13 protein-coding genes and 3 tRNA genes (1 of these 16 only partly in view) are annotated in these 10,469 nt (G+C 42.0%); all 16 read left to right on the top strand.

Features of this window, described 5'->3' with window-relative positions:
- Positions 1–50 precede the first annotated feature (50 nt).
- Positions 51–1,163 carry an alanine racemase gene (gene alr, locus ACVHUV_RS05960; RefSeq protein ID WP_462086413.1) on the top strand — a complete coding sequence of 371 codons (1,113 nt, stop codon included), beginning with the start codon at positions 51–53 and terminating at the stop codon, positions 1,161–1,163.
- A gap of 170 nt (positions 1,164–1,333) precedes the next feature.
- Positions 1,334–1,612 (top strand): transcriptional regulator, encoded by a 279-nt coding sequence (locus ACVHUV_RS05965; RefSeq protein WP_317946751.1) that lies wholly within the window; start codon positions 1,334–1,336, stop codon positions 1,610–1,612.
- 4 nt (positions 1,613–1,616) lie between these two features.
- Complete coding sequence (locus ACVHUV_RS05970; RefSeq protein ID WP_317946750.1) at positions 1,617–1,967, top strand: type II toxin-antitoxin system PemK/MazF family toxin; 351 nt, start codon at positions 1,617–1,619, stop codon at positions 1,965–1,967.
- Positions 1,968–2,105: 138 nt separating this feature from the next.
- Positions 2,106–2,936 carry an RsbT co-antagonist protein RsbRA gene (gene rsbRA / locus ACVHUV_RS05975; protein ID WP_317946749.1) on the top strand — a complete coding sequence of 277 codons (831 nt, stop codon included), beginning with the start codon at positions 2,106–2,108 and terminating at the stop codon, positions 2,934–2,936.
- Positions 2,933–3,295: an RsbT antagonist protein RsbS gene (rsbS, locus tag ACVHUV_RS05980; protein ID WP_317946748.1), complete on the top strand. Its 363-nt coding sequence runs from the start codon at positions 2,933–2,935 to the stop codon at positions 3,293–3,295. The genes rsbRA and rsbS overlap by 4 nt, the downstream gene beginning before the upstream one ends.
- A 2-nt stretch (positions 3,296–3,297) precedes the next feature.
- Positions 3,298–3,699 carry an anti-sigma regulatory factor gene (locus tag ACVHUV_RS05985; RefSeq protein ID WP_462086414.1) on the top strand — a complete coding sequence of 134 codons (402 nt, stop codon included), beginning with the start codon at positions 3,298–3,300 and terminating at the stop codon, positions 3,697–3,699.
- Positions 3,700–3,714: 15 nt separating this feature from the next.
- Entirely contained in the window at positions 3,715–4,719 is a 1,005-nt protein-coding gene (locus tag ACVHUV_RS05990) for a PP2C family protein-serine/threonine phosphatase (protein WP_462086415.1), read from the top strand.
- Between the two features lie 78 nt (positions 4,720–4,797).
- Complete coding sequence (locus ACVHUV_RS05995; RefSeq protein ID WP_317946743.1) at positions 4,798–5,139, top strand: anti-sigma factor antagonist; 342 nt, start codon at positions 4,798–4,800, stop codon at positions 5,137–5,139.
- Complete coding sequence (rsbW, locus tag ACVHUV_RS06000) at positions 5,126–5,602, top strand: anti-sigma B factor RsbW (protein WP_317946741.1); 477 nt, start codon at positions 5,126–5,128, stop codon at positions 5,600–5,602. Before ACVHUV_RS05995 ends, rsbW begins: the two co-directional genes overlap by 14 nt.
- Positions 5,577–6,362 (top strand): RNA polymerase sigma factor SigB, encoded by a 786-nt coding sequence (gene sigB, locus ACVHUV_RS06005; RefSeq protein WP_462086416.1) that lies wholly within the window; start codon positions 5,577–5,579, stop codon positions 6,360–6,362. Before rsbW ends, sigB begins: the two co-directional genes overlap by 26 nt.
- Positions 6,362–6,958, top strand: a complete 597-nt coding sequence (locus ACVHUV_RS06010) for a PP2C family serine/threonine-protein phosphatase (protein ID WP_462086417.1) — start codon at positions 6,362–6,364, stop codon at positions 6,956–6,958. Before sigB ends, ACVHUV_RS06010 begins: the two co-directional genes overlap by 1 nt.
- Positions 6,959–7,055: 97 nt before the next feature.
- A complete protein-coding gene (locus ACVHUV_RS06015; RefSeq protein ID WP_462086418.1) occupies positions 7,056–9,215 on the top strand; it encodes a Tex family protein in 2,160 nt (719 codons plus the stop codon).
- A 21-nt stretch (positions 9,216–9,236) separates the two neighbouring features.
- Positions 9,237–9,686, top strand: a complete 450-nt coding sequence (locus tag ACVHUV_RS06020) for a SprT family protein (RefSeq protein WP_462086419.1) — start codon at positions 9,237–9,239, stop codon at positions 9,684–9,686.
- A gap of 168 nt (positions 9,687–9,854) precedes the next feature.
- Positions 9,855–9,929, top strand: a tRNA-Glu gene (locus ACVHUV_RS06025).
- 76 nt (positions 9,930–10,005) lie between these two features.
- Positions 10,006–10,080, top strand: a tRNA-Gln gene (locus ACVHUV_RS06030).
- Positions 10,081–10,396: 316 nt separating this feature from the next.
- Positions 10,397–10,469, top strand: a tRNA-Lys gene (locus tag ACVHUV_RS06035); it runs 3 nt beyond the window's last position.

Consider the following 10,469-nt stretch of genomic DNA (forward strand, 5'->3'; position numbering starts at 1 on the left):
TGGTCCTAAGATTGATAATATAGAAAATAGTATCTAATCGAGGGATAGCAATGGAGCACATCATGAACTATCGACCAACAAGAGCGTTGATTCAGCTAAACGCGATACAAGAAAACTTGAAGAATCTCAAGCGGTATTTACCTGACCAAACTGGGGTCATAGCTGTTGTGAAAGCAGATGGCTATGGCCACGGTGAGGTTGAAGTGGCACAAGCTGCTATTGAAGCAGGAGCAATGATGGTGGCAGTGGCAACGCCAGATGAAGCGATTCGACTGAGGGAAGGAGGGATCCTTTCACCAATTTTGGTGATGGGTCCTTCTCCGGTTGAATTTGCGGAAAAAGCGGTGGAATTGGATATTCGCGTTACGGTATCCGATGCAAAGTGGCTGCAAGCAGCTGTTTACGGTACCCAATACGAAAGGCCACTGAACATTCATGTGAAAATTGATAGTGGCATGGGGCGCATCGGTCTTAGGGACGAATGTGCACTGAAGGAAATCATTGAAGTCGTTCATGAATCTAGTTCCATTTTAGTGGAAGGGGTATTCACGCATTTTGCTTGTGCGGATGAAGAGAATGCTGAACCGACAATTGAGCAATTTCAAAAGTTTATGGCGTTAGTGGCGGCATTTCCGGAAAAACCGCCAATTGTCCATGCGTCAAACAGTGCAGCAACGCTTTTATATCCGGAGTATGCATTGGATGCTGTCCGCTTTGGCATTAGCTTATACGGGATTGCACCATCGAGTTTTGTCGAATCTAAATTACCTTTTCGGTTACACAGAGCCTTTACATTGGAAACAGAACTTGCTTATGTGAAATACTTGGAAAAAGGTAATCGTATTAGTTATGGAGGTACGTATGAAACGACAGAAGGCGAGTGGATTGGTACCATTCCAATTGGTTATGCAGATGGGTTGAAAAGAGGTTTACGGGGCCAAGAAGTGCTCATTGCTGGTGAACGAATGCCGATTGTTGGAACGATTTGTATGGATCAATGCATGGTGAAGATGCCTAGGGAACTGCCAATCGGAGAGAAAGTGACGTTGCTTGGTGTGCAAGGTGAGGAAGAGATCACAATGGAAGAATGGGCACTCCGATTAGGAACAATCCCATACGAAATAGCGGTGACCATTTCAAAACGAGTACCGAGAATATATTGAACCTCGAATGGTTATGATGATTACTGTTCCGCCTTTCGACAAATGACCACAAAATTTGAAGATTCTTGTCAATAAAAATCCTACTATGTCTTCTCATTGTCGAACTTCAATGGTAAGATAGATTGGAATAGAATCGATCGAGGGAACGGGGTCTGTCGGAGGTGCTAGAAATGCGAGAGAAAAACGTCAGAAAAATCATTGATAAGATGCCCAAAGAAATAGTAAATGAAATTGAACATACGACCGTCCATCTGGAGCCGGAGCGTGGAGAATTCGTTTATGTTTCAACAAAGCGGTATGTGACGAGTCATGAAGCGGTTAACATCCGTGAAGCGATGATGGTCGGCTACGTTGAAATGTCGCAAATCAACTTAAGAATTGCAAAGGAATGTTTGCATGCGGAGCTCGAAGCCCAGCATACGATGGAACGTCTCGTAAGCGGAGGATGAAAAGTTGGCAATAAAACGTGGAGACGTCTTTTTTGCAGACCTGTCGCCTGTCGTTGGTTCCGAACAGGGAGGGACGAGACCAGTACTTGTTATTCAAAATGACATTGGTAACCGGTTTAGCCCAACAGTGATTGTTGCAGCAATTACTGCCCAAATCCAAAAAGCAAAATTGCCGACACATGTTGAAATCGTTGCGGAGCGATACGGATTCGAGCGGGATTCTGTCATCCTGCTCGAACAAGTCCGCACCATCGACAAGTCAAGGCTTACAGATAAAATTACCCATTTGGATGAATCATTGATGGAGCGGGTTGATGAGGCACTTGAAATCAGTTTTGGTTTAGTCAAATTTTAGAATACATAGTGTAAAAGCACTTCGGAATAGTTTATTCCGGGGTGTTTTTTCTGTATAGTGACCCTAATAGATGTTTCCTTTGTCTTTTTTAGGTACAATAGATAACAGGAATTTTATTTTGAGGAGGCACAGGGACGTATGAACACACTCATGGTCAATAGCATCAATCAACATATGGATGAAATAATAGAAAGATGGATTAAACGGATGAAAGAAGAAAAAGGGGAACGATTCTTCCATTTCATGCCCGAACATCTAGTAGAGAAAACAAGTCGTGAATTTGCAGAGTTGATGACCACTAATATCCAAGAAAAAGCGACAATTGACGCTGACAAAATCAATGACTTCACAGAAAAAATCGTCCGTTTTGGTTGGGCTATTAAATTTGTAAACAAAGCTATTGATAACTTTTCAAATGTCGTCTTCGAACTGTTGGAAGAGCACGAAATTATTACAAATGAGAACTTGCGAGGTTTCATCACATTATTCTCAAATTGGATTGACCCTCTACGGGAAAGTATTATCGATGCCTATTCTTCTGAATGGGAACGGACGGTCAGTTTGCAAAAAATTGCGTTACAAGAACTTTCCGCTTCGTTAATACCGGTTGTGGAGAAAATCTCTGTCATGCCTTTAGTCGGTACAATTGACACGGAACGAGCAAAGTTGATCATGGAAAACCTGTTGGAAGGCGTTGTCAGTCAACGAGCGGAAGTTGTTTTATTGGATATAACAGGGGTTCCTGTAGTCGATACGATGGTAGCTCACCATATCATTCAGGCAGCAGATGCAGTTCGGTTAGTCGGAGCGAAATGCATGCTTGTCGGCATACGTCCTGAAATCGCACAAACGATTGTTGCTCTTGGTATTAACTTGCAAGAATTCACTACAAAAAGTACATTGCAACGCGGCATGCAAGCAGCATTGGCAATGACAAACCGTGCAATTGTGGAGGTGGAAGCACAATGAAAACACGTATTCCAATCTTAAAATTGAACCAAGTCCTTATCGTGTCCATTCAATGGGAATTAGATGACCAAACAGCAATCCAGTTTCAAGAGGATCTTTTGAATAAAATGCATGAAACTTCAGCACTTGGCGTTGTTATCGATTTGACACCAATTGACTTTATTGACTCCTTTATCGCGAAAGTGTTAGGAGACGTCATTAATATGACAGGTTTAATGGGAGCGAAAGTTGTCATAACAGGGATTCAGCCAGCTGTTGCGATTACATTGATTGAACTAGGAATCCGATTGAATAATGTCATGACGGCACTCGATTTAGAAAACGGTTTGGATAAATTAACTAAAGAATTGGAGGCCTGACCATGAACTGTAGGTCTTCTGTAGAGATAATAACGGAATGGGATATCGTTGCTGCAAGGCAGTTAGGACGTAACGAAGCAAAGAAGGCCGGTTTCGGAACTGTTGATCAAGCACGTATTACGACGGCGATCAGCGAACTAGCGCGAAACATTTATTTGTATGCGGGACAAGGGAAGATAGAGATTGAGAGAGTTTCTGAAGGTGGAATCTTTGGTATTAAGATCATAGCTTCAGATGAAGGGCCAGGAATCGCAGATTTGCGTAAAGTGATGGAAGATGGTTACTCGACGTCAGGTGGCTTAGGTGCAGGGATGCCTGGTGTGAAAAGGCTTATGGACGAATTTAAAGTTGTCTCTGAAGTTGGGGTCGGTACAACCATCACGACTACGAAATGGCTCCATTAAGGGAGGGGGTAGGACATGCCTCACGAAGTCGGTGCACATTATAAAGAGATTATGAAACAATACTTGGAAAGCCAAAGCGAAGAGGACCTTTACGTAGGGCAACAATTCAGCAGGCGCTTTATTGAAAAAAATATAGCGCCTGAGGACGTCATTAGCATTCATAAGAACGCATTGTATGAATTGCATCCATACTTACGAAAGCAAGTATGGGATTCTTTCGATTTCTTGATTGAAATGATGATTCATTACGGATTGACCCTTCGAGAGCATCAAAGTCTCGTGCGAAAACAAGAAGCGATTCAGATGGAAATGAATGTCGCAACGAAAGTTCAAGATACATTACTAAAAACTACTAGTCCAAATGTGCATGGATTGGATGTTGGTTGGGTTTCAAAACCTGCTCAACAGATGAATGGTGATTACATTTATTTCTTGAATCAAGAACATGCTGCAAGCGTTGCAGTTGCTGATGTTATGGGTAAAGGGATTCCTGCTGCTTTATGCATGTCGATGATTAAATTCGGGATGGATGGTCTCCAACATGAGAATTCGAGTCCTCGAAATGTATTGGAAACGGTCAACAGGATTGTTGAAAAAGGCGTAGATGATTCCATGTTCATCTCGATGTTCTATGGGAAGTTTGATAGTACGAATGGGCATTTCCATTATGCTTCAGCTGGCCATGAACCTGCCTTGTATTTTGATAGTGCAACAAGCAGTTTTGCTGAATTGGACGCTAAAGGCCTTTTGCTCGGTGTGAAAAATGACGCTTATTATGAAGAACGGTCCATTCCATTAAAAGATGGAGACTTTGTTGTCATGATGACGGATGGGGTAACAGAATCTCGGACTGAAGAGGGCTTTGTAGAGATGGATACCATCCAACGATTATTGGTAGATGTGAAAAATCTTCCAGCTCAACAAATGGCAGAGCATCTGTACAACGAAATTGGCGGAATGCAAGAGTTCAGGTTAAGTGACGACTTTACTATTGTGATTTTCAAAAAAGAACTGGAATAGGTTTGAAAATTGAAGATCTGGGTATTCAATAAGGTAGGAATAGTATCCAATAGAATTTAGAGAGTCGGGGTGCGAGTTATGAATTTACAAGTTGAGTCATTGGAGAAAAATAGTGTGCAATATTTTAAAGTGGTAGGAGAAATAGATGCTTACACTGCACCAGTGCTAAAAGAACGGTTAGCAACAGTTGAAAATACACAAGGTTTAATTGCCGAACTGGACTTATCGGAAGTGGATTATATGGATAGTACAGGTCTAGGTGTTTTTGTTGGATTTTATAAGGCGGTAACAAGCAATGGTGGTCATGTAAAGATTACAGGATTGAACAGACGATTGCACCGTCTATTTGAAATTACAGGTTTAAGTGAAATTATCGATATTGAAGTGAAGGAAAGTGAGGACAACAATGCAACATTATGATTATATCGAAATTAAGATACCTGCAAAAACGCAATATATCGGTGTTGCCCGTTTGATGATTTCCGGAATTGCGAGTCGTCTCGGATTCACATACGATGATATTGAAGACTTAAAGATTGCATCTAGTGAAGCAATTACAAACGCAGTCCAACACGCGTACCAAGACGGACAAGAAGGCGAAGTAGTTGTTGGGTGTGCAATGTACGAAGAGCGCTTGGAAATCATGATTGCAGATCATGGTTCAAGTTTTGATTTTGAGGAAACTAAAAAACATGTCGGACCATATAGCGATGCATCTGAAGAGCGCTTCCTCCGTGAAGGGGGTCTAGGACTTTACTTGATGGAAACGCTCATGGATGAAGTGAAAATTCACCATGAGGAGGGCGTAACGGTCTTTATGACCAAACATCTCGGCGGAGAGCGAGGCGAGCAAGAAGATGTCAAACGAACAGCCAACTCATAAGCCGGATACGAAGGAGCAAGTATTAGACTGGATCCGGAAATTTCAAGAGACAAACGATGAAGAGGCACAGACAAACTTAGTGCTTCATTATGAAAGACTTGTACACTCCATCGCGCGAAAGTATTCCAATGGGAAACCATATCATGAAGATATCGTACAAGTAGGAATGCTTGGGTTGCTCGGTGCCATCAGAAGATATGATCCTGAACTAGGCAGGAGTTTTGAAGCGTTCGCGGTACCGACAATTGTCGGTGAAATTAAGCGTTTCTTGCGTGATAAAACATGGGCAGTCCACGTGCCACGACGTATTAAAGAACTTGGTCCCAAGATTAAGTCTGCCGTAGAAATTTTGACGACAGAATTGCAGCGTTCTCCATATGTCAGCGAAATTGCGGAATACTTGGAGACAGAAGAGGAACTAGTGCTCGAAGCGATGGAAATGGGTAGAAGTTATCAAGCACTCTCCATGGATCATACGCTTGAAGCGGATTCTGAAGGCGGAACAGTTACCCTCTTTGATATTATTGGCGAAGCAGATGATGGATTTGAACGAACAGATCACCGTCTTGTGGTGGCAAATGCACTCAGTGTATTGTCAGAACGGGAAAAACAGATCATTCAATATACATACATCGAGCAACTGAGTCAAAAAGAAGCGGGAGAGCGACTGGGCATTTCGCAAATGCATGTATCCAGATTGCAAAGAAAGGCTATCAAGAAACTCCAAGAAGCCATACTGACGGCAGGTGGTGCTTCGTAGTGGAAGAGTTTATTAATGAATATGTTGAGGCATACATTTATAACGCAGCTAAACGTGGGAACTCGGAATCAGGAGATACTTACTATATACATGCTGAGAATGATTACTTCATATGTGCCATAGCAGATGGGTTAGGGAATGGGATTGTAGCCCGCCAATCCGCTGAAATTATCCCACAAGTGTTAGCGGAATATCATCACGAATCACTTGATGAACTGTTAAATCGTTGCAACGAGTATATGGTTCAAAAACGTGGTGCAGCCGTAGCAATTGTTCGGGTGAATTTTGACGAAGGTACAATTGAATACAGTTGTATCGGCAATGTCAGGCTATACATTTTACATGGCCGTGAAAAAATGATTTATCCTCTTCCTGTGATGGGGTATTTGTCAGGCAGACCTCAAAAGGTTAAAACACAAAAGTATGAGTATTCGATTGGTGATCTGTTTTTTCTGCATTCCGACGGTGTCACGTTAAATAGTCCGAAGGCGAGTTTGAAACAAAGCGCGAATGCTCGAGAATTGTATAACCAAGTTGAAAAAACGATCGACCCAGGTGATGACGCTACATTTATAGCTGGATGCCTGCTTCAATAATTGAAGCGGGTTTTTTTGTGCTTTGATCATGTAACTTCAATAGGTTCGCATGAATAAAAATGGTAAACTGTTGTTATCGGAAGAAAGGATGAAAACAATGGTTAAAAAGATTATTGAGGCGACGGCTAAAAGGGCGTCGATTAGTACAGTGCAAACAGCAAATGTTATTGCGCTACTTGACGAAGGAAATACAGTGCCGTTCATCGCACGTTACCGAAAAGAAGTGACAGGTTCTCTTGATGAAGTGCAAATTAAAGCAATTGAGGATGCCTATCATTATGAAAAAGGACTTGAGCAACGTAAAGAAGAAGTTATCCGTTTAATAGAAGAACAAGGGAAGATGACGGACGATTTGAAGAAAGAAATTCAAAACGCATCAATCCTTCAAAGACTTGAAGATTTGTATCGTCCATATAAACAGAAGAGACGGACCCGTGCCATGATTGCAATTGAAAGTGCCTTGGAACCGCTAGCAGATCAGTTATTGAAGTTTGGACCTGAATCACCGGAAGTGCTTGCTAAGAAGTTTATTAATGAAGAGAAAAATATTACAACAATCGAAGAAGCGCTAACGGGTGCACGCGATATTATCGCAGAGCGCATTGCAGATGATGCGAAAATTCGTGATCTCGTCAGAAAGCTTGCGTGGACAGACGGTCAACTTACCTCATCCATGCGGAAAGGTGCACAAGACGAACGGGGCGTTTATGAAATGTATTACGGCTATGAAGAACCGCTAAAGAAAGTTGTTCCTCATCGAGTTTTAGCGCTCAACCGTGGTGAAAAGGAAGAAGTGCTGCGTGTAGGAGTTGCATTTCCGGCAGAGCGGATTGTTACGGGAATCGAGCGGCAGTTCATTATTAAACAGCACGCACCATCCGCTACACAAGTGAAAGAGGCTGCGGAAGATGCTTTTAAACGATTAATTGCACCATCTGTTGAACGGGAAATACGGACCGCCTTGACAGAAAAGGCGGAAACGCAAGCAATCCATGTATTTTCCGAGAACCTGAAAAGCTTATTGTTGCAGGCACCTTTAAAAGGAAGAATGGTCTTAGGTGTCGATCCCGCATTTCGTACAGGTTGCAAACTGGCGGTGATCGATGAGACAGGAAAGATGATCGAGGTATCGGTAATTTATCCGCATCCTCCGAAGCCGAATACTGAAGCGTCAAAAGCGACGATCTTATCGTTGCTAAAAAAATATTCGATTCAAATCATCGCAATTGGGAATGGTACAGCATCCCGGGAAACTGAACGTTTCATTGCAGAGTGCATTAAAGAATCCAAACAACCTGTTTCCTATGTAATTGTGAATGAAGCAGGGGCAAGTGTCTATTCAGCTTCCGCCCAAGCGCGCGAAGAATTTCCGGATTTGCAAGTTGAACAAAGAAGTGCTGTTTCCATTGCACGTAGACTTCAAGATCCATTATCTGAGCTTGTTAAAATTGATCCGGAATCGATTGGTGTCGGCCAATATCAGCATGATGTCGCTCGTAAGAAGTTGTCAGAATCACTTTCATTCGTCGTCGAAACGGCAGTAAACCGTGTCGGTGTCAATGTGAATACAGCGTCATCATCGTTGCTGCAATATGTAGCCGGCTTATCAAAATCAGTAGCTGAAAATATTGTAAAAGCACGTGAAGAGCAAGGATTATTTATAAAGCGAGCGCAGTTAAAGAAAGTCCCAAGACTCGGTGCGAAAACATATGAACAAGCCATTGGTTTCCTGCGTATTCCAGAGGCGGATGATCGATTTGATTCAACAGGTCTCCATCCAGAAAGTTATGAAACAGCGGAAAAAATTCTTGCTATGGCCCAAGTAGACAAAAATACAATCGGTAAACCAGAAGCCGTCGAAGCATTGGCGTCGTTAGATGTTCGAGAATTGTCTGCGAAGCTAGACATTGGTGAAGTCACATTACGAGATATAATCGACACCCTTCAACGACCAAATCGCGATCCGCGGGAAGATTATCCGCAACCGCTATTGAAAGCTGACGTTTTAGACATTAAAGACTTATATGAAGGAATTGAAATGCAAGGAACTGTCCGCAATGTTCTAGACTTCGGAGCTTTTGTAGACATTGGTGTATCGGAAGATGGGTTAGTCCATATCTCGAAACTAAAGAAAGGCTTCGTCAAACATCCACTTGATGTGGTCGCATCAGGCGACATTGTCACCGTATGGGTGGAAAGTGTCGACAAGCAAAAAGGAAGAATCTCGCTGACAATGATTCCGCCAGCGGGAAAATAAAAGCGCGAGGTGGGAGTGAAGATGGAGAGGGACGAACTCCAACAACTCGTCGAACGCATCTCAATTGATACATTTAACAAACCCTTCTTACATGTCGCGAGCTTTAATGCGCGGTTACGCACAACGGGTGGCCGTTATAAATTGCGAGAAGGTTCTATCGAAATTAATCCGACAGTACTTCAGCTTTATGATGAAGATGAATTAATCGGCATCATTAAACACGAATTATGTCATTACCATTTGCATCAAGAGGGGAAAGGGTATCGCCATGGAGATCAAGATTTTAAACAGCTGCTTAAAGAAACAGATTCTCCAAGGTATTGTAAACCGTTAGGAATGAAAGACGACAAACCTAAAAAGGTTCACGTTTACCAGTGTAGATCCTGTAAGTTGGTGTATGAACGAAGACGAAGAATGGACGTTCGAAAGTATAGATGTGGGAAATGCGGCGGGCAAATCACCGGAATTTAATGTGTACGAACAACCTTGTAAACCTTTGTTTTTAAGGGTTTTGCAAGGTTGTTTTAAATTTCATAGAAAAAAATACATGAAAAGTGTTGACGAATGAATGTGAGGTCTCTATAATAGGAAAAGTCGATTAGGAACGACGGCATTCGACAATCAAATAAATTCTTAAATGGCCCCTTGGTCAAGCGGTTAAGACACCGCCCTTTCACGGCGGTAACACGGGTTCGAATCCCGTAGGGGTCACCAACTTTTATGTATAACATTTGATTTTATGTCTACATTAAAAGAGTAGCGAATAGCAGTTGTGTTGTTTATTGATCGTTGGGGTATAGCCAAGCGGTAAGGCAACGGACTTTGACTCCGTCACTCGTTGGTTCGAATCCAGCTACCCCAGCCAAACTTTTTTAACGCTTCACGTTAAAAAAGTTTTGCGAGTAATACCGCAAGGTATTAGGAGCAAATAAGGTTTTAATAAATTAGCTAATGCTATAAGCAAAGCCGAACAAACAACGCTTTAATAAATTGGCTAACACTATAAGTAAAGCTAAAAAAACAACGCTTTAATAAATTTGCTACTACTATAAGCAAAGCTAAACAAAAAAGGTTTTAATAAATCAGCTAACTTGAGCAACTAAAACCGAAATTCAACACCAAGAAGTTTTATTCAAGAAAGTATAGAACATATAAGTTCTATATAGTTTCCATTATAAAACGAGCCATTAGCTCAGTTGGTAGAGCATCTGACTTTTAATCAGAGGGTCGCAGGTTCGAATCCTGCATGGCTCA

Source organism: Sporosarcina saromensis, assembly GCF_054901285.1.

Coding starts and splice junctions, on each gene's coding strand:
- alr (WP_462086413.1), top strand. CDS start 51: ATGGAGCACATCATGAACTATCGACCAACAAGAGCGTTGATTCAGCTA.
- ACVHUV_RS05965 (WP_317946751.1), top strand. CDS start 1,334: ATGCGAGAGAAAAACGTCAGAAAAATCATTGATAAGATGCCCAAAGAA.
- rsbRA (WP_317946749.1), top strand. CDS start 2,106: ATGAACACACTCATGGTCAATAGCATCAATCAACATATGGATGAAATA.
- rsbS (WP_317946748.1), top strand. CDS start 2,933: ATGAAAACACGTATTCCAATCTTAAAATTGAACCAAGTCCTTATCGTG.
- ACVHUV_RS05985 (WP_462086414.1), top strand. CDS start 3,298: ATGAACTGTAGGTCTTCTGTAGAGATAATAACGGAATGGGATATCGTT.
- ACVHUV_RS05990 (WP_462086415.1), top strand. CDS start 3,715: ATGCCTCACGAAGTCGGTGCACATTATAAAGAGATTATGAAACAATAC.
- ACVHUV_RS05995 (WP_317946743.1), top strand. CDS start 4,798: ATGAATTTACAAGTTGAGTCATTGGAGAAAAATAGTGTGCAATATTTT.
- rsbW (WP_317946741.1), top strand. CDS start 5,126: ATGCAACATTATGATTATATCGAAATTAAGATACCTGCAAAAACGCAA.
- sigB (WP_462086416.1), top strand. CDS start 5,577: ATGTCAAACGAACAGCCAACTCATAAGCCGGATACGAAGGAGCAAGTA.
- ACVHUV_RS06015 (WP_462086418.1), top strand. CDS start 7,056: ATGGTTAAAAAGATTATTGAGGCGACGGCTAAAAGGGCGTCGATTAGT.
- ACVHUV_RS06020 (WP_462086419.1), top strand. CDS start 9,237: ATGGAGAGGGACGAACTCCAACAACTCGTCGAACGCATCTCAATTGAT.